Source organism: Corynebacterium sp. UMB0012 (assembly GCF_030216265.1).
Lineage (GTDB): Bacteria > Actinomycetota > Actinomycetes > Mycobacteriales > Mycobacteriaceae > Corynebacterium.
The window spans coordinates 119,629-139,248 of record NZ_JASOKQ010000005.1 but is presented as its reverse complement, the minus strand read 5'-3'; the positions used below and the strand labels follow the sequence as shown (position 1 = coordinate 139,248).

The window sequence follows — 19,620 nt, the reverse complement described above, 5'->3', positions numbered from 1 at the left end:
TTTTTGGAAGCAGAAACCGCCACAGGAAATAATAGAAATCAAGGCAAATGCCTAGGAACAAAACTCGGGGCACTTCAGGCTGGGTTTTGTCCCTGTCTACGTGGTCCGCTTCGAGTGCAGCTCCGTCGAAGTTTTTGGCCGGGTCGCGGAACATTGGGCGTGCGCAGTATTCACATTCGGTGCCGTCGACGAGGTTGAATAGTAAGTTTTTGCGGGTTTTTTGGTGTTGTTTGTATCCATATCCGCGTTGTGTGGTGGTTTCGGTGATACTCACGTTCACCTCCGCTCATTCTTTGTGCCTTGTTCCAGTCGTGAGCTGGCGGCCTGCGCCTCGGTGTTGTTGCTCAGAGCTGCTCTAACGTTTCAATGCGTGATGGTTAGTTGCAGGTTGAGGTGGCTACAAGGCTTGGTGTCTTGTTCCAGTCGTGAGCTGGTGGCCTGCATCTCAGGTGGTCAGTTATGCAAAAAGTGTCCGCATTAGTGGGTTAGTGAGTCAGGCGACAAGACTTATAAAACGACAAAAGCCCGCTCTCAGGCGGGCTCTTACTACAGCGCAATCATATCATTTTATTCAGGCTACTTGTCAAGTGGTGGCAAGTACTTACCAACAAGGTGACGTTTCACTCGCGCTGACTTAAGTAGTGCTTGGCCATGTTCTGGTGGGTTGGTCCATCGGTTGATGGTGCGGGCCTGGTCCTCGAGTTCCTGCATAAGGTCTGCCGACCAGTCCAGCTCTGATAATGGTTGGGCGTGCCAGGCGATGAGTCGGCACAGTCGTGGTGCGGTGAAGTCTGACTCGTCGATGTGGATGCCGATGCCGTCGGTACCGAAGGCGTTGAGGCAGAGTTCGCGGAGGTTCTGCTCCATAGTGACGTATCGGTTGAGCCATAGCCAGTTGCCGGGAGACTTCGGGCCCAGGCCCTTGACGCTGTTTCTGGTCTTTACTTCTGGCGGCGTTGGTGTGGTGTCTTTGAGTTCGTGTAGTTCGGTGTAGTGGCCGGCTAGTTCGCGGGATAGGTCTCTGAGTTGGAACTCGTCTACTTGTTTCATGCTGCCTCCTCGAGTTGGGCTTTAACTGCCGTGATGAGTGCTTGCTGTGTGGTGTCTTTGCGGGTAAGTGCCTGGTGGACTGTTTGGTCGATGCTGTCGGCGGTGTCGATGTGGATGATGCTGACGGGTTCGGTTTGGCCTTGGCGGTGCAACCTGGCGTTGGCTTGCTCGTAGAGTTCCAAGCTCCAGGGGGTGGTGTACCAGACCATGATGTGGCCGCCGGATTGGAGGTTGAGTCCGTGGCCCGCGCTGGCGGGGTGGATGAGTGCGACGGGTATATCGCCGTTGTTCCAGTCGTGGAAGTCCTGCTGGGTGTCGAGGACGCGCGCGCCGGGGATGGCATCGAGGATGCGGTCGCGTTCGTGCTTGAACCAGAAGCAGACCAGCATGGGGTTGCCTTGGGCTTGGTCGACGAGCTCGGTGAGTGCCTGGATTTTCTCGTCGTGGATGGTGATGTAGTCGTCGCCGGCTTCGTTGTAGATGGCGCCGCCGGCGAGTTGCTGGAGTTTGAGTGACAGGGTGGCGGCGTTGGCGGCGTCGATGGTGTCGTCGTCGAGGTCCAGGACGAGGTCTCGTTTGAGGGTGTCGATGTGCTTGCGCGCCTTCGTGGGGAGTTGGACGGTGATGTGTTGGTGGGTGGATTCGGGTAGCTGGAGATAGTCGGTGGTGCGCATGGAGACGGTGATGTCGGCAATGTTGTCGTAAATTGCTTGGTCCGCGCCGGGCCGGAGGTTCCAGTTGTAAACGACGGTGCCATTGCGCCGGCCAGGTGTGAAGTACTGGTCTCGGTAGTGGGTGATGTACTTGCCGAGACGTTGGCCATTGTCGATGAGGCGGAACGGCGCCCAGATATCCAGCAGGCTGTTGGGGGCGGGTGTGCCGGTGAGGCCGACGATGCGGTGTATCTTCGGGCGAACTTTCTTGAGTGCTTTGAAGCGTTTGGCTTGAGGATTCTTGAAGGATGAGAGTTCGTCGATGATGACCATGTCGTAAGGCCAGCGGTTGCCGTGGTGCTTCACCAGCCAGGGGATGTTCTCGCGTCCGATGGTGTAGATGTCCGCGCGGCGGTTGGCGGCGGCTTGGCGTTGTTGTGCGGTTCCGGTGATGGGGCTGACGGTGAGGCCGGCTAGGTGGTCCCATTTTTTGATTTCTGTGGGCCAGGTGTCGCGGGCGACGCGGATGGGTGCGATGACGAGAACCTTTTGGGTTTCGAAGCGGTTGCGGATGAGGTCGTTGATGGCGGTGAGGGTGGAGATTGTTTTGCCCATTCCCATCCCCAGAAATATCGCGGACTCTGGGTGGTCGATGATGAATTGGGTGGTGTGGGCTTGGTAGTCATGCGGATTGAATTTCATGGATGAGTTCCTGGATTTGGTTGGGGTGGTCGATGACGCGGACCGTGCAGCCAAGCTGGGTGAGTCGTTCCATTTGGCGGATTTGGAGTGGGCGGGGTTTCTTACCGGGGGCTTTGACTTCGATGAAGCAGACCTTGCCTTGGGGGAGGATTACGAGTCGGTCGGGCATTCCGGCGTTTGCGGGGCTGGTGAGTTTTGGGGCGATTCCGCCGGCCTTGCGGACTTGGTGGACGAGGGCTTTTTCGACTTCGCGTTCGAGCATTGGGTTTCTGTCCAATCATGGTGGGTGGAACAAAGTCGGGGGTTTTCCTATTTAGGTGTCTGATTTAGGCAGTGTGTCCGTAGTTTTGTACATAACACCCCTCTAATTTCCTACAGACTCTTTAATAAGAAACTTTGTCCCGTTTGTCCTTATGGTGATGTTTGAGCCGCTAGTACATGGTTTTCGGTCGGGACAATGTGCGGGACAATGCCTTTAGGGTTTGTCCTTTGTCCCCATCGGGACAAAGCCTAGGGTGATGTTGTCCCGGGGCATTGTCCCGACCTACATTGCTAGAACATCTGACCGGAATTGGATTTTGCGGAACACCCTTTGACGGCCATAGATGGGTAGCTGCTTCCGCTCTCCGCTGTCTTCCCACCCGTCAATCTGCCGCATGATTGCAGTGATCTCGTGGGAATCGATCTTGCGCATGTCCTCTGGATTACGCCCGAAGCACTCGGACCAGATTTCGATTTTCGACACGCTGGTGCGTGTGTAGTAGTTGTCAGCGAGTCCGCCTACGCGGTATTGGTCTGGGAGTGTTTCGCCGTCGAGCCAGATGCGGCGCATGCCCAGTGGTAGGGCGTCCCAGTTTCCGGGGAGTGTTTTGTCGAGGTATTCGGCGACGATTCCGACGCGGTCGTCGGCTTCTACACTTTCGGCTTGGATGTGTTCGGCGGTCTGGAGTAGGTCGCCGGTGAGATAGAGTTTCTCGCCTTCTTTGTCGCGCGCGCGTGCTTCGGCCCAGAGTTGGTCGATGGTTTGTTGGGTAAGCGTGTGTGGTTTGCCGAGCCAGCCTTGGCCGGTGACGTGCACGGGCCACCAGCGGCGGTTGCCTGTGGTGTCGCGCAGGAAGCCCTCATCAGCGTTGGTGGAGCCGACAATGATTCCTTGGCGTGGGAAGCTTTGTACGTTTCGCCCGTAGGCGGGGCGGTACTTGTCCTCTGTCCTTGAGATGAAGCCTTTAACTGGTTCGGCTTCTGCTTTGCGCATACCGGCGAGCTCGGAGAGTTCGACGATGAGGTTGCCGGCGAGTTTTTCGGCGGCGGTCTTGTCCTTCATGTCGGTGATGGTCAGTGAGTCGGAGAACCAGGGGTCGGCCATGCGGTTGAAGATGGTGGATTTGCCGGCGCCTTGGGGGCCTACGAGGGTGAGGACTTGGTCGAATTTGCAGCCGGGGTTGAAGGTGCGTCGATGTGCTGCGACGAAGGTTTTGCGGGTGACTGCGCGGACGTAGTCGGTGTTGTCGGCGCCGAGGGTGTCCACGAGCAACGTGTCTAGTCTTTCAATTCCGTCCCATGGTGGGAGGTGGTTGAAGTAGTCGCGGACAGGGTGGAAGGCGCGTGCGGATGCGGTTGCGAGTAGTGCGTCGTTCATTTTGGTGGGTGCGTAGAGTCCGCCGTAGGTGCGGGCGATGTGGGCTTTGAGTTGGGCTTCGTCGTTGTCTGTCCAGCCGGGGTTGATTTGTTGCCATGGGAGGGCTTGGGGGTCTTGGACTTCGAGGTGGTTGGCGTGGGAGTTCCAGGCGATGTGGTTGATGTGTGGGTCGTGGGTGAGGATGAGTTCGAAGTTTCCGATGGTGTCTTTGAAGGTTCCGTCTTTTTTGGTTTCGAGTTGGGTGAGCCAGGCGGTGGGGTCGTGGGTGTCCTTCTCCTCCCCTGCTGCGGTGGTGCCCTCCCCTGCCTCGGATGTTGTTGCGTCGTCCTCTTCGCCGCGCGCGGCCTCGTCGGTGATGGGTTGGAAGACGTCGTTGATTTTCGCCGCGGTGGCTTTGGCGTTTTCTGCGCGCGTAGAGGGGTCCTGGTTGATGAAGTCCATCATGGCGAGGTAGCTGGGTTTCTTATTCGCTGGCGTGCTGGCCTCGGTGTCTGCGTCGAGGTCGCCGTATTTGTGGATGCGGACGAGGTCGAAGGCGGCGTGGGAGTGGCCGTCGGCGGCGGGGTCGGTGGCGTGCTGGGAGTAGGCGTAGTGGCCTTGGTTGTAGATGATGAGGCCATTGGAGGATGTGCCGCCGGTGTAGGTGTAGCGGTCTTTGGTGGTGCCGGGTTTGTAGACGTCCGGGAGGAAGGTTTTGATGGCGGTGGGGATTGGGTAGGCGCGGTTGAAGGCGCCGAGCATGCCGGGTTTGTCGCGCGGGTCGTCGAGCGTGCCGGTGGCTTGGAATGCTTTGGCTTGTTCGGGTGTGATGCCGGGCCAGGTGGTGACGTCTTGCCAGGTGTCGTAGCGGTTGAGGTAGTTGTCTGGGTTGAGGATTTCTTTTTTGGTGCTGACGTGGACGTGGTAGTCGCCGTCGGTGAGGGTGGCGGGCCAGTAGAAGAATCGTTCTGGTTCGAAGGTTGTGGGGTCGAACCATGCGAGTCCGGGGTTGATGTCTTGGGCGACTCTGCGGGCGACGGCGCCGTATTCGTCGGCGGTGACGTCTCGGTGGAGCCATACCCAGATGCGCCAGCGTTGTTCGGTGTCGAGGTGGCTGAGTGTGGTGTGGGCGAGCCAGGCGTAGGGGACGGTGTCGGCCAGGGCGGCGGGGAGGTCTACATCTTCGGGGATGTTGTCGAGGTCGAGGGTGATGAGAGAGCGGGTGAGGATGTGGCCTTTGCGGCGGCGTCCGTGTTTGAGGTGGCCGCCGACGAAGCCGCCGACGTCTTTGTGCTTGTCGCGCTCGGCCTTGGCCATGCTGCGGTATTGGTCTTTGGTGCAGTTGACGATGGTGGGTTCGTAGGCGCGTGCGGTGAGGTCTTGGAGGGTGGTGTGGGTGTTGGTCCAGTGGGAGGAGGTGCGGGTGGTGGCGGTGGCGATTTTGAGTTCGCGGTTTTTCATTGGTGGTTTCTCCTCCGTTGGGGTTGTTGGGGTATTAAAAATGGCCCCTGCACGAGGTTGCGCGGGGCCTGGTTTGGGGTTGGTGTGGTGGTTCGTCTGGGGTCATGTGCTTATCCCCTGCTTGAATCCGAGTGCGTCTAGTGTTTTTGCGAGTTGGTTACGGCCGACGGGTTTGCCGATGATTTCGAAGTCGGCGGTGCGGGCCATTCGGTTGGCGTAGTGCAGGGCCATGTGCCATTGGGGGAAGCGTCGGCCTTGGGGTTTCTCCCACCAGTTTTCGTGTGCGGGTATCGCTACCCATCGCCATGCCTTGTCCTCGTTGTCTTTGTAGACTTTCCAGCGTCTCATGCTTCCTGCCACTCCCCTACGAATCGGCGGATTTTTTGGTTTGGGCCTACGCTAGGCACGTGTTCGCCTGTGGTGGGGGAGCATCCGTCTGTGCAGGTGTATTCGTGCTCCCATTCCCCTGCTGGTGGCGTGCCGTCTGCTTGCCATGCGCGGGGCAGGTCGGGGCGTGGGGTGAGCATCCGTGGTTCGGGTGCCCATGCTTCGGGCTGTGTAGCTGAGGGATTGACGCAGGGTATGCGGCCCGCCCTATTTATATCGGAGACCATGACTACTAGTTCTTTTTCTTCCCCTTCCCTGGTGTAATCACACCACATTCCTACGCATTCTTTGCGTTCTTCTTCGGTCATGTCTGCGAGGGTGGTCATGCTTGCTCCTTGAGTTGGTCATAGATGGGTGTGGGTTCTGGGTTGTGGTGGTTGTCGCCGTCGAGTTGGATTCTGTCGGCGTACACGGTGAGCCGGACACGGTGCAGGCCGGGCGCGACTGTTTCCACGGTTGGGGCCTCGTCACTGTGTAGGAGTGGGATGCCGTCGAGGGTGATGCTGCGCGGTGAGATGTCAATTTTGTGCGGTCTCATTCTTCCTCCTGGTAGTTGGCGGCTGCTAGTAGGGCGTGGGCGATAGTCTCTGCCTCCGCTCTAGTGAGCACCTGGCGGATTGGCTGGTGACGGTAATCATGGCCGGAGATAACTATGTCCTCTCCTGAGCTGCGTATATCTCCTATTGGCCCGTCGAGATACCACACTTTCCCACGTGGGGCGGTCATGCCCCTAGACGGCTCTGGTAGGTCTTCGGCGAGTAGGTTAAGTTCGTTTAGCAGCGTGGCGACCTGTTCGGGGTTGTAGCCGCGTGCAATCCCGAACTTGATTGCTTTTGCCGCCCGGTCTTGCTTACTCATCGTGGTTTTCTTTCTCGATGGTGGCGGTGATGGTGATTTTGGTTCCGTCTGGGTATCGTCCTGTCAGCTGCCCGTCGTTGTGGCGAAGCAAATATTCGACTACTGCGGCGAGTGCTTGGTCTGTGCAGTCCTCTTTGTTGATGAGTGTTGCGCCGCTCTTATCGAGCTGTCCTACGTGGATTGCGTCCGAGAAAAGGGCGCTCTGGATTCCATACCTAGTCATCGTGGTCTCCTAGTAGCTGGTCGATCTGCTTCTTAGTTTCTTCGGCTTGCTCGGTGATTCCTTGGAGGTAGGGAATATCAGTGCCACCGTTGCACAGGGCGCTTTCGTAGAGGTCTCTACGTATCGCTCGTAGCCCTTTCTGTAGACGCAGGTTTTCTTGTGCGAGGTCTAACCAGCTGTATTTAGTGGTAGCGGTGACGCCCTGCTTCATCTCGGCGACTAGGTGCTGTAGGTGGTCGTGATTAATGCTCATTCCTGCACCTCCGTTTCGTGTCGGTTGTCTTTGGTGGGTCGGTATTCCCACAGATACGGCTTTTCGTATGGGGTGAATGTAGGGCCGGTGATTTGTCGGCGTTCTACGGTGCGGAGCCACCTCCACCCGTGCTGCCGCGTGCGGACGGGCCGCCAGGCGAACCACCGCTGCCAAGGGCCGGTCATTGGTGGTCTCCGTCTAGTAGGGCGGTTAGTTGTTCTGCGCATAGGTTGAATGCTTGAACTTCGCCTGCGCGTATAGGCGTGTCCTGGAATGCTGCGTCACGTTCTATTAGGCACATTTCCCGTATCTGCTCTACACCAGCGCGCAGTCTGTCGTAATCAGTGCTCATTCCTGCACCTCCGTGAGGGTGTAGCGGCGACCAGTAGGGGTGAGGGTGTCAGGGCGTGCCGCGTCGTATCTTTGTGCGTGGAAACGCGGGACGAAGTATTCAATAAGTCCGTTTTCGTCTAGGCCCAGCATGATGACCTGGCCGTGTATGTTCTGCTCTGCTTCTGCAAGAAAGTGCTCACCATCGTCCCATTCGACCTCGTCCATTGTGGGGCGTGGCTTCGGTGGGAGGACCTTGAGGATCTCGTCCTTACACATCAGGAAATGGTCTGTGTCACCGCAGAAGTCTGCTGACTTCAATGCTGCACGCTTCAATTCCTCTAGTGAGTCGTGGGCATTGATGATGTCTTGTCGGGTTGGGGTGGTCATGGATGGGTGTCCTTAATCAGTAAAGTTTTGTGAGGTAATTAGAAAGGTCCCCGGCCCGCGCGGCCGGGGACTAATGGTCGCGTGTCGTTTAGAAGCCGAGGTTCGGCTCAGCGGCCTGGGCCCCTGCCCCGCCGCCGAGCGTGGAGAACACGTCCTCGGCCTCCAGCGGCTGGCCGCCTAGGCGCTCGCCGTCCTTAACCTTCTGCACACCCACCAAGGAAGCACTAATGCCCTTGTTGCCGGAGTTCTCGTAGGCGAAGAACTGGACTGCGGCGTTGATGTAGCAGCCGGAGTAGATTTCCGACTCGTCAATAATTGGCTGCAGGTTCCCGTCTACGACGAATGGCTTGCGCTTGGTGCTGGCTTTGGCTGCGATGAACCAGTGGCCGGCGAACTCCGGGCCGCGGGGCTCGCCGCTGTCATTGGGCTTGTCGCCGTCGCGCAGTGGTGGGTACTTGGTCTGTGCGGGGTCGATGGGCTGCTTGAATACGTGGCGTTCGACGCCGTCCTGAACTGCGTTATTGATTGCCGTGTTGAGTACTTCAACGGTCTTGGTGTCCGTCTTGGGGATAAGCAGGGTCATGGAGTACTTGGGGTCTGCGTTTTCGTTGACGGCGTGAGGGGTGAATAGGTGCTCGAAGGATAGTCGGCCGTATACGGTGACGTCGCGGTTGGTCTTAGCCATGGTGTGGTTCCTCCTTGGAACATTGGTGGGTGGTTGTTGGTGGTTCATGGGTGCCGGTGAATCGTCTTCGACCAGCGGCAAAGTGGGTTAAGCGGCGTCCGGGCCGTCATACTCCGGCTCAGGTTCGAGCTTCTCCCCTGTTGGGTTGAAGATGGACTGAATCTTCGCGTACTTGGTTTCCTGGTCAGTCACTGGTTCTTTCCTCCTAGTGGTTGGAATACGGTTTCTGGTGTGGCCGCCTGTAGTGCCGGTCGCTTATCTGACTCTGGGACGAGTGTGGGCTTGCCTGCGGGCTTATGTACGAGGTCGCCGAGCGTGTCTTGGAATTGCTTTTTGCCGAGCAGCTTCGTCATCGCGGTGATGCCGAGGAGTTTCTTTTCGTAGGGGTCGTGGCCGGCTTGTTCGACCGCGGCGGCAACCGCGTCCTCGTCGGTGTATCGGCGCACTGAGCGGCCTTCCACGAGCTTCAACCCGGGGTAACAATGGCCGTTGTTGGCTTCATCTAGGGCGAACTTTTCTACCTTCGATAGCCACTTTTTAATCTCGCCGGACCAGGCCACGATTTTGGCTATCTGGTCGTCGGTGAGTGTTTCCGGGTCGGGAGCCGCCGGCGTCATCTCATCCGATTCCTTCGGCAGTGGGTCGAGGTATTGGGCGGCGAGTGCTGGGCACTGTGGGGCGTGCCGGCAGAAGCGGCACCACTCACCAGCGTTGAGCTCACCTTCGCCCTGGATTGCGAGCTGCGCGCGCGGGGCGACTACTTCCCTACCCCAAGCGGTGAGTTCTTCGACACTGATTTCATCGACGCTCACGTTGTTTAGGCGTGGCTGGAAAATCACCATGCGCACCCGGTCGATGTTGTAAATCATGCCGAACTGGGCAAGGGCGCCGAGCGCGTACAGGCGCATCTGCGGATTGCCCACCGCGCTGACTTCTACGCCTTTGCCGTATTTCAGGTCGATGACGGTCATGGTGCCATCGCCGACGATGAGGGCGTCGCCGGTGCCGAAACCCTGCGGCACGATGTGGGAGAAGTCGAGGTGTTGTTCAATGGCGAGGAACGCGGCGGGGCTGGACTTCTGGGCGCGCGCGAGCTCTGCCATGACGTTATCGACGTAGTCGTCGGTGTAGGAGTCCATTTCCTCGTTTATCCAATCGGAGTCTCCTACGAGGGTGGACTCGTCGCCGTTGAGGAGGCGTAGCTTGTGCTCCGCGAGTTCGTGGGCTGCAGTGCCTTCTGCCGCGGCGTTAGACTCACTGTCTGGGTATTGGGCTTCAAGGCGCGGTGCCGGAGTGCAGTTTAGCCACCTGTGAGAACTGGAAGCAGACAGCACAGCGTGTGCGCGGCCGGCGTGCTGCACTTCGACCGACGACTCGGCTTTCTTTTCTTCCATCGTGCCGAACGTCTTCACCTTGTCGAAAGTAAGCCGCTGCGGACCATCACCGCCGTTATTAAGTGGGACGGTTTTCTTGTTGAGCCGGCCGAAGATTTTCCGAATGTCGCCCCGGTCATCTTCGATGTGGGTGATGCCGGCTTGGGTGATGGTCTTTTCTGCCCCGGCGCGCTCATCGTCATTGGTGAAGTCGATGCTGGTGGCATCCAGTAGGGGGACGTAGACTTCTGTCATGGTTTAGTCTCCCTTGTGGTGTTTTTGGGCCATGGTGATGAGTTCTGGGAGTTTGTCGGCTGGTACGTCGGTAAGGGATTGGACGTTGAAGTGTGGGAATAGGGTTCCGGTAATCCAGCCGGGGCCTTCGTCCATGCTGATGGCGCGGAGCGTGTTTTGCGCTTCGGGGAGTAGGTCTGGTGTTTCTTCTTCTTGTGGTTCGGGCTTTGGCTCCGGAGTGGGTTCGGCGGCTGGTTCTTCCTTCGGTGCGGGTGCTTCCTCTACTGCGCCCGGCGCGGCCTGCGTGCTCTCCACCTGCGGCCAAGGGGACACGTTGTCGGGTTCTTGTTTGATGCGGTCGAAGGTCTTTTGCATGGCGTGGATGCCGATAGCGAGAAGGTCGAGGGTGAGGTTCTTGCTAATCCAGGTCATTGTTTAGGGTCCTTTCCAGTGATGAGTCGAGTGCCGTGGACGGTGAGGCGGTTCTGTCCGTCGTCGAGGGTGGTGATGAAGCCTTGGTCTTTGAGGTCGGCTAGTTGGGCTTTGGTGATGTGTTTTCCTGCTGCCCATCGGCGCAGGGTCTCGCGTGCTTGAATATTCGTCATTGGGGTGGCTTCCTGTAGTACTTCTTGATGAGCGCGTCGATTTTCCCGGGCTCGTCTTCCGTAGGCGGCTGCATTGGCAGGTCTCCTAGGCTCTGGTTAATGCGTCGGTGGAGGGTGGCGGCGGCGTCGGAGACAACGGCGATATGGAAGTTCATCTCGCGCATTCGCTTATTCGAAATGGCCCACAGGGCTACTGCGCCGAGTGTGTTAATGATTGTCACGGCGGTGAGGGCGATTATCCATATGGTCATAGGTCTACGGAGTCCAGGAGCGTATGGCGGTCATGGCGGGTGAGCGTGATGTCGGTAAGCTCGAGTGCGGTGTCTTCGCTGTAGCCGCGGTCAAGGAAGGCCAGCATGGTGTGGTGGGTTTCTTGGATGCGGCGGTCGAGCTCGGTGGGTTGGAGGTCGCTTGGTTTTGGTGGGGTCATAGGTTTTCTCGTTCTATGTCGACGTGGACGCTGATTTCGTGGCAGAGGTCTCTAAGTGTGGGGAAGGTGTCTCCGTGGTCGCGTGCCCAGTCGAGGGCTTCCCCTTCAATGCGGGCCAGGGCAACTTTCTTGGCTTCCCGACTGGGGTAGGTGGATTCTGGGGCGAAAAGAGGCATCGGTGGTGTCTCCTAATGTTGGGTGGCTAGTGCTTTGTGTGCGTTGTGCATGTGTTCGCGGCAGAATATGAAGCCTTTGCCCATTCCTGGTATGGGGAGTCCGTACCGGTCGCAATGTCCATAGAGGCAGGGTTTTGCCTTTGCAATGAGTGGGGCGAGAAATTCTTTGGCTTCTTTTTCGGTGGTGAAGAAGCGGGGTTTGTCGCCGATGTGGACGCGCCATTGGCCGCGTACTTGCACTGGCTGGTATTGCTGCATCAGCCATGTGTCGGTGACTCCTACATCCATACCGGTGGCACCGAAATCACAGCGTGGAATAGGAAGCCGACCAGGCCACCAAAAATGCCGGTGGCCCAGCACAGGCGGACTCGTTTTGCGGCGGTGTCTTGCCAGTAAGCAAGTTCTTTGTAGGTGGGTGTTTTGCGGTCTGGGCGATTATTTGGATTGGTGGTTGGCATGGCGGGTTTTCCTTTCGTAGGCGGTGATTTTTGCGCTAATGAGGTGGGTGTGGGCGGCTGCGTCTTTGATTTGGCGCCGAATGTTCTCTGAGACGTGGGTGTAGCGGTAGATGAGCTTGAGCCGAGTCTCGATATCTTTGAGGTGGTTGACGGCTTCGGCGTGCGTGATTTGTCGCATGTGTGTTTCTCCAGGGGTCGAGGATTTTTAGGGCATTGTTTAGGCTGCGGTGTTGACCTCCATGTATCGGGTCAGGTGGGTGTAGTGAATGAGGTACGGGGTGCCTACTGCGCTTTGATAGGCGGGTAGTCGGCCGGCCGCGCAGTCCTGGCGGATAGTGCGGTGCGATAGGCCAGTGATGTCGGCGAATTGCTGAACGGTGAGGTTGGCTACTCGCTTACCGAGGACGGCTTCAACCATTTCCATGAGTTGCTTGGTGTTCATCGCCACACCACCCAGAACGTGCGGGTGCGGGGCTTGCGGTGCCTGCCGCGACGGAGGAGTTTTTTGATAAAGTTCATGGTGACCTTTCCTTTCCAGGTCTTTTTCACGGCCCCGTCGTAGCTGCAACTACGCGGGGCTATTTTCATGTGTTTGGAGGTGGGTGCAGGTGCGGGTCAGTGGCGGGGCTGCCCGCTCCTTCACTTACGACGGCAGTTAATCGTCACACCCACCCGGTGGCCTGCCGGGGATTCGAACCCCGGAGTCTTTTGTAAGCACGGTTCCTTAGCCCCTGTAGTAGGTGTTAAAGGATTGTGATTTGTCCATTCAGGCCTGTTATTTGTGTCCGCGCCGTTCGTTCCCTCCCGCCGCTCAGGGTGGGGTTCCTGCATTTGTTGCTTGCCCCGGTCGTGGCGAATCTAAGAACCATCGCTCGCGGGGCCGGTATCTTCCGGCGCTCTTCACTATTGAGTTCTCTGTACTGCGTGGCCGGCCAGTCCCTCGTCTATCCCCTAGGGAGGGTCTGGCGGCCTGGTGCCCGTGGGGAGGCTTGCACTCCCCTGCCTGCTCGTCGGGCTAAGTTTCTGTGTTTGGGCGTTTAATGTCCTGCTCTTGCGATGGCAGCATCGAGTGCGGCCTGCTCTGCTTCGGTAAAGAGTTCTTCGACGATGTTTGGTTTGAGGTGTTCTTTGAGCGCGGCTTTGAGGTAGCCGAGTGTGTAGGCATCGATGTATGCGGTGTTGGGGGTGTTCATAGTGGGGTCTTTCGTTAGCAGGTGCGGTAGGTGTGTTTTTGTCTTTGTCGCCGTGGGTTTCCCTATGCGACTACTTCGCCTCGTGGTACGTACATGACGCCTGAAAGCTCCGACCCTGCGGCTTTTAGGAGCTTGATTGCGGTGGTGAACTGCAATTCCTTTCCTCGCCGGGCGCGCTGCACGGTTCCGGAGGAGAGGTTCAGTTGTGCGGCAAGCTTTTCGTCGGAGGTGACTCCGAATCGCTTGCGCGCTTCATCAATTACCTCGGGGCGAAGAATGTAGTGGCCATCCATTGGTGGCTCCTTTCTGTCCGAGTGGCGCATTGTGCGCTACGTGACTCATTGTGGATCACTTTGCGTCGAGTTGTCAATCCGTAATTACAAACGTGTTAGTTTTCCCAGTTCATCGGCGGTGAATCGATTTGCGCCACACGGTCAAGTGGCGCATAATGAGTCACATGACTGAGCACAACGAATGGTTTGAAAAACTCACCCAAAATTCATCTGGGCGCGCAGCAGCCGACAAGGCAGACATTTCCCCCGCCACGATGAATCGCCAACTAGCCCGCGGCACTCTCAGCGCAGAGACCGTCATAGCTTTGGCCCGCGCTTACGGTCGCCCACCCGTCCGAGCTTTATTAGAGACCGGCTACATCTTCCCTGAAGAATCAGGCATGCTCTCCGTAGGAGAACTGCTCCATTCACTCAGCGACCAGCAATTAGTTGCAGAACTAGCGCACCGCATCGACGACGAACCAGCCCACTGGGTAGGTACTTTTGGCGAGGTAGTAGAACGCAGTACTCCCCCGCACCTCACCCCCGTGTCCGATGCACATGCTTCACTGCATGATGACGATGACGGCCTGGTCCAAGAATGGGACGATTCCGTACCGCACGCGGCAGACAGCAGCCCAGACGAGCAGGCCGAGCGCGAGAAACGAGGTGAGGATTTGATTGATTAGCACCGATGCCCTCATTGATGTGGCGCAGCGGCGCGGGTATCGGGTGAGGTGGCACCGTGGCGGGCCTAAAGCAGCTTGGCTTCCTCACCGGGTGACCATCACTCTGCGCGTAGGCATGGATGACGTCACCACCCTGTGCTCCCTCGCCCACGAGCTAGGACACGCGCATTATGGTGACCCGCCTGGCCACCACGGCGCCCACGAAATCCGTGCCGACAGGTTCGCAGCCCGCCTCCTCATCAACCCCCACGACTACGCCGCCACAGAAGCAATCTACGGACCACACCCCTCCGTCCTAGCCCACGAGCTAGGCGTAACGGTCAAAGTCCTAAAAACTTGGCAATCTCTCTACGAAAGGCAAGCAGCGTAATCCGCTGGACCACAGGCCCGTGGGGCCAATGTCCTAAAACTTGAAAACATCACAACTCTCCCGAAAGGAACTCTCATGGAGATTTTGCAGAACATTGCCGACTACAACATGAACGAATGGGTCGAAGGTACTGGCCTTCCGGCGTCAACTATGGTTCCCGCCGCTATCGGAATTTTTGTCGCCGGGGTAGCCGTCCTCCTTGGCGTTGACCCGCTGGTGGATGCATTGTCTAGCCACTAAAAACTGGGGGTGACCCCGTGGAGCTGAGCTCAATACACGGGGCCACCCTGGGCCCACGGGGGGGATGTGGGCCAAAAGCAGTATAAGACAAACCCGCCCTTGGTGCTCGACATGTGGAAGTAGACAGCACCAAGGACGGAAAGTCGCCCCATCCAACTAAAGACAGGACAGGTCTATCATATGGCATCCATTAAGGCGTACAACACGAAACACGGCCGCAGGTACCGCGTCGACTACGTCAAACCCGACGGCAAGAACACCTCGAAACGAGGTTTCAAGCGTAAACCCGAAGCGGAAGAATGGGCGAGCCGTAACGCGGTGTCCATCGCTGACGGCGACTGGGTCGACCCCACTAAGGGGGCTGCGAGAGTCAGTGAGGTTGCCGAAGATTGGCTCGTACTCAACGAGCTACTCAAGCCCTCGAGCGCGGACATGAACACCACTATTTGGCGCGGCACTGTCCAGCCTTATTGGGGTGAGCGCCGGGTCAAGGAGATCACTCACCGCGAGGTGCAGCGGTGGGTCTCCGGCATGGGCTACTCCCCCTCCTGGGTGCGCAATTGCCATAGCGTGCTGTGCCAGATTCTTGATGTGGCGGTTAAAGACCAGCGCGTGAAAAAGAACGTCGCCCGCGGTGTTCGCCTGCCGCGCAAGGTGAAAACCGTGCACGTGTATCTGACGATGCAGCAGCTGAAAGACCTCGCGGACGAGTGTATGCGTCATGGGGAGATTGTGCTGCTTTTGGGCACGTCTGGTTTGCGGTGGGGTGAGCTTGCGGCTTTGCGGCCGAGGGACTTGGACCCGTTGAATAGTCGTATCCATGTGCGCCGCAACGCGGTGTACCTGGATAACGAGAAGCGGTGGCATTTCAACACGACGCTGAAGAATCACAAGCGGCGCTCGGTGGCGGTTCCCAAGGCGGTTATGGACCAGGTGCTCGAGGTGGCCGCGCACCGCGGGCGAGACGAGCTCATCTGGCAGTCGCGCAGTGGTACGCCCATGCACTCGCCGGGGCACAAGACGTGGTTTGATGGTGCGGTGCAGCGCATGATGGCGAAGTCTAAGGAAGCTATCGACGAGGCTCGGGCGGCAGGCGAGCCGGAGCCACGGGTATTTGAGCGCATCACCCCGCACGGGCTAAGACACGTAGCGGCCGGCCTGCTGGTGAATGCCGGGGCGAACGTCAAGGTTGTGCAGACTCAGTTGGGGCATGCGGACGCGGCGGAGACGCTGAATACGTATGCGGACTTGTTTCCGGACATGTTGGACGAGGTCGCGGAGACGATGGACGGCATGCTTGCGGAGGTGGTGGATTTTTCTGAAACTCCGTCAAAACTCCGTCAAAAGGGGAGCAAAAAGGCTGTTTAGCCTGGTAAAAGGCCCGGTTTATGGTAGGTTCGAGTCCTGGTGGGGAAGCTTTTTTAGTTTTTCTTCCTGCCGCGTCGAAAGCCTTTCAGCTCGGCCTTCTTCGCAATCGCCGCCACTTGGGCGGCGGTGTAGTTAACGGGGGCTACACCGGCGCGGGGCAGGACCCAGCCGCGCCAATAGGACACGATGGCCATGCCACTGCCGACGATCGGTGCGACCACCATGCCGAGTGCAAACTGTCCGTAATCGGCAAATGTAACCATGACGATGCCGGTGAGGATAGAGGGCACGGCATACAGGGGGCTGCCGCCAAAGATAGACGGGATTTCCCCGGAGGCAATATCGCGGACCATTCCCCCGCCCACTGCGGTGAGCACGCCCAGAAAGACACAGGGAATAAGGGGCATGCCGTGGGTGAGCGCCTTAACGCAGCCGGTGGTGGACCACACGCCGAGAATGATGGCATCGCCGTGTTCGCGAAATAGCTCCCACGCCTTGCCCTTGAGATCGATGAGGAATGCGATGAGTGCACCGCAGCAAGCAAGGCCGAGGTACCACGGGTCTGAGATCGCTGCCGCTGCTCCATCCCCGATGAGCATGTCACGGATCATGCCACCGGCCAGCCCAGAAAAGAGGGCGAGGAACACGAAGCCCACGATGTCGAATTCACGGCGGCGGGCAAGGGTGCCGCCAATGATGCCGTTCAAAACCACGCCGAGAAGATCGAAGGCTTGGTACAGCGAATTGATGAGGGGATCGACATCGTGCATGATTCTTAGGCCTCCTGCCGCGCGGGTAGAATTTCGGCGTGACTGCGGCCGTGTTTTACTCTCCGGCGTGTCAGCATGGCTCTTATTTAACCAACTCGTTTCTCTGAAAGATCGCATTTCTCATGTCTAAATCCAACGCCCGGTATTTCATCTGGTCCAATGGCCTGCAAAATTTGGGCGATCAGATTGTTGCTGCCAAGACGGTGCTGCCCGCGCTCTTTAGTGCGGCCGGAGTGCCTGCGTTCTTTACCGGTCTGCTCACCCCTATCCGCGAGTCCGGTTCGATGCTGCCGCAGGCGGCGCTGACCCCGTGGGTGACTACGCATAGGGCCCGCAAGCGCCTGTGGATTATCGGTTCTTTGGGCCAAGCGGTATCCGCCGCGGTCATCGCGCTCGCGGCATTTTTTACCCGCGGGGCAATCCTAGGCATCATTGTGCTGCTGGCGCTGGCCGCGCTCTCGCTTTTCCGCGCGCTGTGCTCGATTGCGGGCAAGGACGTGCAGGCGCGCACCATTTCCAAGGGCGCGCGCGGCCAGGTGACCGGTAGCGCGGCAGCCCTCGGTGGCGGTGCTACTTTGCTGACCGGCATTATCCTCTACTTTTTGGGCGAGCTCAGCATTCCCATGATGGGCACGGTCCTCGCCATTGGTGCGACCACGTGGGCCATTGCCGCGTGGGTCTTTTCGGGCGTGGATGAGCCGGTGCCAGAGGAAACCGAAGGGGGCATCGATAAGCAGTGGTGGCGCGATACCTGGCAGCTTTTTACTAGCGACGGCCAATTTCGCAACTTCGTCATCGTCCGCGCGCTCTTGCTCGTGTCGGCGCTATCTACCTCTTTTATTGTGCTGCTCAGCAGCAACCTTTCCGGGCTCTACGGATTTGTGCTTGCTTCAGGCCTAGCCTCCCTGGTGGGCGGGCGCATCTCCGGGGTGTATTCGGATAAGTCCTCTAAAAACACCATGGCCGTGGGCGCGGCCGTGGCTTCCGTCGTGCTGGTGCTTTTGGTCGCCAGCTCGCACTGGGCACCGGATGCGGTCAATGCCTGGGTCATGCCGATTGGTTTCTTTGCTGTGAACTTGGCGCACACGGCCATTCGCGTGGCGCGAAAGACCTACGTGGTGGATATGGCCGGCGGCGATAAGCGCACCCAGTATGTAGGTGCGGCCAATACGATGATGGGCATTATCCTCCTCATCGTCGGTGGCATTTCCTCCGTGGTGGCACTGGCCGGCCCCGAGGCAGCGCTGCTTTTCCTTGCCCTCATTGGTTTCCTCGGCGTGTGGCGCGCCCGCGGTCTGAAAGAGGTTTCTCACACATAAATCGCACTTGGGCTATAGGATGTAGTCCGGATAAGAATCAGACTCGACCCCAGGAGCTCAATAACCCGTGGTAGCAACAACCTCGTGTGCTGTCGTCGTCCTTGCGGCTGGCGCCGGCACCCGCATGAAGTCCACCAAGCAGAAGACCTTGCATGAGATTGGCGGGCGCACCTTGCTCGGCCACGCTCTGCACGCTGCGGCCGGGATCAACCCGGAGCGCATCGTGACGGTGGTGGGCCACCAGCGCGATCAGGTCTCCCCCGCCGTGGATGCCATCGCCCAGGAGCTGGACTGCGAGGTACTGCAGGCGGTGCAGGAGGAGCAGCTGGGTACCGGTCATGCCGTGGCCTGCGGCTTGGAGCCGATTCCGGACTTCGAGGGAACCATCATTGTCACCAACGGCGATGTCCCACTGCTTACCCCAGAGACCATCGAGGGCCTGCGCGCCACCCACACCGAGCAAGGCAACGCGGTCACTGTGCTCTCGATGCGCCTCGATGACCCGACCGGTTACGGCCGCATAATTCGCGGCGAGGACGGCAGCGTGTCTGCCATCGTGGAGCAAAAGGATGCCACCGAAGAGCAGCGCAAGGTCGACGAGGTCAACTCTGGCGTTTTCGCGTTTGATGGGCGCGTGCTTGCCGCAGCCCTCCAGAAGCTCGACTCCAATAACGCCCAAGGCGAGCTGTATATCACCGATGTCCTCGAGATTGCCCGCACCGCAGGACACGGCGTCGGCGCGCACGTAGCAGCGGATCCGGCCGAACTCGCAGGCGTCAATGACCGCGTGCAGCTCGCCTCTGCCGGCCGAGAGCTCAACCGCCGCATGGTTGAAAAGGCGATGCGCGGCGGTGCCACCATCGTGGATCCGGAGACCACCTGGATTGGTGTCAACGTCACCGTGGGCTCCGATGTCATTATTTACCCAGGCACCCAACTGTGGGGTACTACCAGCATCGCCGATAACGCCGAGATTGGCCCCGACACCACCTTGACCAATATGCAGGTGGGCGAAGGCGCTTCTGTCGTGCGCACCCATGGCAGCGATTCCGTCATTGGTACCAACGCTAAGGTCGGCCCGTTTACCTATATCCGCCCGAAGACCGTGGTGGGAGAGGACGGAAAGCTCGGCGGCTTCGTAGAGGCAAAGAACGCCCAGATTGGCCGCGGCTCCAAGGTTCCGCACCTGACCTATATCGGCGATGCCACCGTGGGCGAGCAGTCCAATATCGGTGCCTCCTCCGTCTTTGTGAACTACGACGGCGTGAACAAGCACCACACCACCATCGGCAGCCACGTGCGCACCGGTTCTGACACAATGTTTATCGCTCCGGTCAATGTCGGTGATGGCGCATACTCCGGTGCGGGTACAGTAATTAAAGACGATGTTCCTGCGGGAGCACTCGCAGTCTCCGGTGGCAAACAGCGCAACATCGAGGGCTGGGTTCAAAAGAAGCGTCCGGGTACTCCCGCGGCTGAGGCCGCAGCCCGTGCGCAGGACAACGAAAAGTAA

At 58.6% G+C, this 19,620-nt stretch carries 29 protein-coding genes and 1 pseudogene; 6 read left to right on the top strand and 24 right to left on the bottom strand.

Going from position 1 to position 19,620, the window contains the following annotated elements; genetic code table 11:
- The 23 genes and pseudogenes from QP324_RS04240 to QP324_RS04130 all read right to left on the bottom strand — a co-directional run.
- Window positions 1-274: pseudogene (locus tag QP324_RS04240) on the bottom strand (hypothetical protein); the annotation flags it as partial.
- Window positions 275-576: 302 nt separating this feature from the next.
- A complete protein-coding gene (locus QP324_RS04235; protein ID WP_284814662.1) occupies window positions 577-1,050 on the bottom strand; it encodes a hypothetical protein in 474 nt (157 codons plus the stop codon).
- Window positions 1,047-2,405 carry a DEAD/DEAH box helicase gene (locus tag QP324_RS04230; protein WP_284814661.1) on the bottom strand — a complete coding sequence of 453 codons (1,359 nt, stop codon included), beginning with the start codon at window positions 2,403-2,405 and terminating at the stop codon, window positions 1,047-1,049. Before QP324_RS04230 ends, QP324_RS04235 begins: the two co-directional genes overlap by 4 nt.
- Window positions 2,386-2,574, bottom strand: a complete 189-nt coding sequence (locus tag QP324_RS04225; RefSeq protein ID WP_284814667.1) for a hypothetical protein — start codon at window positions 2,572-2,574, stop codon at window positions 2,386-2,388. Before QP324_RS04225 ends, QP324_RS04230 begins: the two co-directional genes overlap by 20 nt.
- A 375-nt stretch (window positions 2,575-2,949) precedes the next feature.
- Window positions 2,950-5,484, bottom strand: coding sequence for a virulence-associated E family protein (locus QP324_RS04220; RefSeq protein WP_284814660.1), 2,535 nt, complete (start codon window positions 5,482-5,484; stop codon window positions 2,950-2,952).
- Window positions 5,485-5,586: 102 nt separating this feature from the next.
- A complete protein-coding gene (locus tag QP324_RS04215; RefSeq protein WP_284814658.1) occupies window positions 5,587-5,832 on the bottom strand; it encodes a hypothetical protein in 246 nt (81 codons plus the stop codon).
- A gap of 361 nt (window positions 5,833-6,193) precedes the next feature.
- A complete protein-coding gene (locus QP324_RS04210) occupies window positions 6,194-6,409 on the bottom strand; it encodes a hypothetical protein (protein ID WP_284814656.1) in 216 nt (71 codons plus the stop codon).
- Complete coding sequence (locus tag QP324_RS04205) at window positions 6,406-6,729, bottom strand: hypothetical protein (protein WP_284814654.1); 324 nt, start codon at window positions 6,727-6,729, stop codon at window positions 6,406-6,408. Before QP324_RS04205 ends, QP324_RS04210 begins: the two co-directional genes overlap by 4 nt.
- Window positions 6,722-6,952, bottom strand: a complete 231-nt coding sequence (locus tag QP324_RS04200; protein WP_284814652.1) for a hypothetical protein — start codon at window positions 6,950-6,952, stop codon at window positions 6,722-6,724. Before QP324_RS04200 ends, QP324_RS04205 begins: the two co-directional genes overlap by 8 nt.
- A complete protein-coding gene (locus QP324_RS04195) occupies window positions 6,945-7,205 on the bottom strand; it encodes a hypothetical protein (protein WP_284814650.1) in 261 nt (86 codons plus the stop codon). Before QP324_RS04195 ends, QP324_RS04200 begins: the two co-directional genes overlap by 8 nt.
- A gap of 348 nt (window positions 7,206-7,553) precedes the next feature.
- Window positions 7,554-7,925 carry a hypothetical protein gene (locus QP324_RS04190; protein WP_284814648.1) on the bottom strand — a complete coding sequence of 124 codons (372 nt, stop codon included), beginning with the start codon at window positions 7,923-7,925 and terminating at the stop codon, window positions 7,554-7,556.
- Between the two features lie 88 nt (window positions 7,926-8,013).
- Window positions 8,014-8,610 (bottom strand): DUF2815 family protein, encoded by a 597-nt coding sequence (locus QP324_RS04185; RefSeq protein ID WP_284814647.1) that lies wholly within the window; start codon window positions 8,608-8,610, stop codon window positions 8,014-8,016.
- Window positions 8,611-8,798: 188 nt separating this feature from the next.
- A complete protein-coding gene (locus tag QP324_RS04180) occupies window positions 8,799-10,238 on the bottom strand; it encodes a DUF2800 domain-containing protein (protein WP_284814646.1) in 1,440 nt (479 codons plus the stop codon).
- A gap of 3 nt (window positions 10,239-10,241) precedes the next feature.
- Window positions 10,242-10,649 (bottom strand): hypothetical protein, encoded by a 408-nt coding sequence (locus QP324_RS04175; protein WP_284814644.1) that lies wholly within the window; start codon window positions 10,647-10,649, stop codon window positions 10,242-10,244.
- On the bottom strand, window positions 10,646-10,822 hold the full coding sequence (locus QP324_RS04170) for a hypothetical protein (RefSeq protein ID WP_284814643.1): 177 nt from the start codon (window positions 10,820-10,822) through the stop codon (window positions 10,646-10,648). The genes QP324_RS04175 and QP324_RS04170 overlap by 4 nt, the downstream gene beginning before the upstream one ends.
- A complete protein-coding gene (locus QP324_RS04165; RefSeq protein WP_284814641.1) occupies window positions 10,819-11,073 on the bottom strand; it encodes a hypothetical protein in 255 nt (84 codons plus the stop codon). Before QP324_RS04165 ends, QP324_RS04170 begins: the two co-directional genes overlap by 4 nt.
- A complete protein-coding gene (locus QP324_RS04160) occupies window positions 11,070-11,252 on the bottom strand; it encodes a hypothetical protein (RefSeq protein ID WP_284814638.1) in 183 nt (60 codons plus the stop codon). The genes QP324_RS04165 and QP324_RS04160 overlap by 4 nt, the downstream gene beginning before the upstream one ends.
- A 188-nt stretch (window positions 11,253-11,440) precedes the next feature.
- Entirely contained in the window at window positions 11,441-11,716 is a 276-nt protein-coding gene (locus QP324_RS04155) for a hypothetical protein (protein WP_284814636.1), read from the bottom strand.
- Complete coding sequence (locus QP324_RS04150) at window positions 11,707-11,886, bottom strand: hypothetical protein (protein WP_284814635.1); 180 nt, start codon at window positions 11,884-11,886, stop codon at window positions 11,707-11,709. The genes QP324_RS04155 and QP324_RS04150 overlap by 10 nt, the downstream gene beginning before the upstream one ends.
- Window positions 11,864-12,064, bottom strand: a complete 201-nt coding sequence (locus tag QP324_RS04145; protein WP_284814633.1) for a hypothetical protein — start codon at window positions 12,062-12,064, stop codon at window positions 11,864-11,866. Before QP324_RS04145 ends, QP324_RS04150 begins: the two co-directional genes overlap by 23 nt.
- Before the next feature lie 39 nt (window positions 12,065-12,103).
- The gene (locus QP324_RS04140; protein WP_284814631.1) at window positions 12,104-12,328 is read right to left on the bottom strand and encodes a helix-turn-helix domain-containing protein; all 225 of its coding nucleotides are present in this window, start codon (window positions 12,326-12,328) and stop codon (window positions 12,104-12,106) included.
- Between the two features lie 595 nt (window positions 12,329-12,923).
- Window positions 12,924-13,079, bottom strand: coding sequence for a hypothetical protein (locus QP324_RS04135; protein ID WP_284814629.1), 156 nt, complete (start codon window positions 13,077-13,079; stop codon window positions 12,924-12,926).
- A gap of 62 nt (window positions 13,080-13,141) precedes the next feature.
- Complete coding sequence (locus tag QP324_RS04130) at window positions 13,142-13,372, bottom strand: hypothetical protein (RefSeq protein ID WP_225747255.1); 231 nt, start codon at window positions 13,370-13,372, stop codon at window positions 13,142-13,144.
- A gap of 164 nt (window positions 13,373-13,536) precedes the next feature.
- Here QP324_RS04130 and QP324_RS04125 point away from each other — a divergent pair, with 164 nt between their 5' ends.
- The 4 genes from QP324_RS04125 (at window position 13,537) to QP324_RS04110 (ending at window position 16,018) form a co-directional block, all read left to right on the top strand.
- Window positions 13,537-14,040 carry a hypothetical protein gene (locus tag QP324_RS04125; protein ID WP_284814627.1) on the top strand — a complete coding sequence of 168 codons (504 nt, stop codon included), beginning with the start codon at window positions 13,537-13,539 and terminating at the stop codon, window positions 14,038-14,040.
- Window positions 14,033-14,410: an ImmA/IrrE family metallo-endopeptidase gene (locus tag QP324_RS04120; RefSeq protein WP_284814626.1), complete on the top strand. Its 378-nt coding sequence runs from the start codon at window positions 14,033-14,035 to the stop codon at window positions 14,408-14,410. The genes QP324_RS04125 and QP324_RS04120 overlap by 8 nt, the downstream gene beginning before the upstream one ends.
- 75 nt (window positions 14,411-14,485) lie before the next feature.
- Complete coding sequence (locus QP324_RS04115) at window positions 14,486-14,650, top strand: hypothetical protein (RefSeq protein ID WP_284814624.1); 165 nt, start codon at window positions 14,486-14,488, stop codon at window positions 14,648-14,650.
- A gap of 180 nt (window positions 14,651-14,830) precedes the next feature.
- Entirely contained in the window at window positions 14,831-16,018 is a 1,188-nt protein-coding gene (locus QP324_RS04110; RefSeq protein ID WP_284814623.1) for a site-specific integrase, read from the top strand.
- 53 nt (window positions 16,019-16,071) lie between these two features.
- On the opposite strand, the gene QP324_RS04105 is transcribed toward QP324_RS04110, so the two are convergent.
- Window positions 16,072-16,788 (bottom strand): trimeric intracellular cation channel family protein, encoded by a 717-nt coding sequence (locus tag QP324_RS04105; protein ID WP_225747260.1) that lies wholly within the window; start codon window positions 16,786-16,788, stop codon window positions 16,072-16,074.
- A 122-nt stretch (window positions 16,789-16,910) separates the two neighbouring features.
- Between QP324_RS04105 and QP324_RS04100 the strand changes: the two genes are divergently transcribed.
- The gene (locus QP324_RS04100; protein ID WP_284814622.1) at window positions 16,911-18,107 is read left to right on the top strand and encodes an MFS transporter; all 1,197 of its coding nucleotides are present in this window, start codon (window positions 16,911-16,913) and stop codon (window positions 18,105-18,107) included.
- 67 nt (window positions 18,108-18,174) lie between these two features.
- Window positions 18,175-19,620 (top strand): bifunctional UDP-N-acetylglucosamine diphosphorylase/glucosamine-1-phosphate N-acetyltransferase GlmU, encoded by a 1,446-nt coding sequence (glmU, locus tag QP324_RS04095; protein WP_284814620.1) that lies wholly within the window; start codon window positions 18,175-18,177, stop codon window positions 19,618-19,620.

Coding starts and splice junctions, on each gene's coding strand:
- QP324_RS04235 (WP_284814662.1), bottom strand. CDS start 1,050: ATGAAACAAGTAGACGAGTTCCAACTCAGAGACCTATCCCGCGAACTA.
- QP324_RS04230 (WP_284814661.1), bottom strand. CDS start 2,405: ATGAAATTCAATCCGCATGACTACCAAGCCCACACCACCCAATTCATC.
- QP324_RS04225 (WP_284814667.1), bottom strand. CDS start 2,574: ATGCCCGACCGACTCGTAATCCTCCCCCAAGGCAAGGTCTGCTTCATC.
- QP324_RS04220 (WP_284814660.1), bottom strand. CDS start 5,484: ATGAAAAACCGCGAACTCAAAATCGCCACCGCCACCACCCGCACCTCC.
- QP324_RS04215 (WP_284814658.1), bottom strand. CDS start 5,832: ATGAGACGCTGGAAAGTCTACAAAGACAACGAGGACAAGGCATGGCGA.
- QP324_RS04210 (WP_284814656.1), bottom strand. CDS start 6,409: ATGAGACCGCACAAAATTGACATCTCACCGCGCAGCATCACCCTCGAC.
- QP324_RS04205 (WP_284814654.1), bottom strand. CDS start 6,729: ATGAGTAAGCAAGACCGGGCGGCAAAAGCAATCAAGTTCGGGATTGCA.
- QP324_RS04200 (WP_284814652.1), bottom strand. CDS start 6,952: ATGACTAGGTATGGAATCCAGAGCGCCCTTTTCTCGGACGCAATCCAC.
- QP324_RS04195 (WP_284814650.1), bottom strand. CDS start 7,205: ATGAGCATTAATCACGACCACCTACAGCACCTAGTCGCCGAGATGAAG.
- QP324_RS04190 (WP_284814648.1), bottom strand. CDS start 7,925: ATGACCACCCCAACCCGACAAGACATCATCAATGCCCACGACTCACTA.
- QP324_RS04185 (WP_284814647.1), bottom strand. CDS start 8,610: ATGGCTAAGACCAACCGCGACGTCACCGTATACGGCCGACTATCCTTC.
- QP324_RS04180 (WP_284814646.1), bottom strand. CDS start 10,238: ATGACAGAAGTCTACGTCCCCCTACTGGATGCCACCAGCATCGACTTC.
- QP324_RS04175 (WP_284814644.1), bottom strand. CDS start 10,649: ATGACCTGGATTAGCAAGAACCTCACCCTCGACCTTCTCGCTATCGGC.
- QP324_RS04170 (WP_284814643.1), bottom strand. CDS start 10,822: ATGACGAATATTCAAGCACGCGAGACCCTGCGCCGATGGGCAGCAGGA.
- QP324_RS04165 (WP_284814641.1), bottom strand. CDS start 11,073: ATGACCATATGGATAATCGCCCTCACCGCCGTGACAATCATTAACACA.
- QP324_RS04160 (WP_284814638.1), bottom strand. CDS start 11,252: ATGACCCCACCAAAACCAAGCGACCTCCAACCCACCGAGCTCGACCGC.
- QP324_RS04155 (WP_284814636.1), bottom strand. CDS start 11,716: ATGGATGTAGGAGTCACCGACACATGGCTGATGCAGCAATACCAGCCA.
- QP324_RS04150 (WP_284814635.1), bottom strand. CDS start 11,886: ATGCCAACCACCAATCCAAATAATCGCCCAGACCGCAAAACACCCACC.
- QP324_RS04145 (WP_284814633.1), bottom strand. CDS start 12,064: ATGCGACAAATCACGCACGCCGAAGCCGTCAACCACCTCAAAGATATC.
- QP324_RS04140 (WP_284814631.1), bottom strand. CDS start 12,328: ATGAACACCAAGCAACTCATGGAAATGGTTGAAGCCGTCCTCGGTAAG.
- QP324_RS04135 (WP_284814629.1), bottom strand. CDS start 13,079: ATGAACACCCCCAACACCGCATACATCGATGCCTACACACTCGGCTAC.
- QP324_RS04130 (WP_225747255.1), bottom strand. CDS start 13,372: ATGGATGGCCACTACATTCTTCGCCCCGAGGTAATTGATGAAGCGCGC.
- QP324_RS04125 (WP_284814627.1), top strand. CDS start 13,537: ATGACTGAGCACAACGAATGGTTTGAAAAACTCACCCAAAATTCATCT.
- QP324_RS04115 (WP_284814624.1), top strand. CDS start 14,486: ATGGAGATTTTGCAGAACATTGCCGACTACAACATGAACGAATGGGTC.
- QP324_RS04110 (WP_284814623.1), top strand. CDS start 14,831: ATGGCATCCATTAAGGCGTACAACACGAAACACGGCCGCAGGTACCGC.
- QP324_RS04105 (WP_225747260.1), bottom strand. CDS start 16,788: ATGCACGATGTCGATCCCCTCATCAATTCGCTGTACCAAGCCTTCGAT.
- QP324_RS04100 (WP_284814622.1), top strand. CDS start 16,911: ATGTCTAAATCCAACGCCCGGTATTTCATCTGGTCCAATGGCCTGCAA.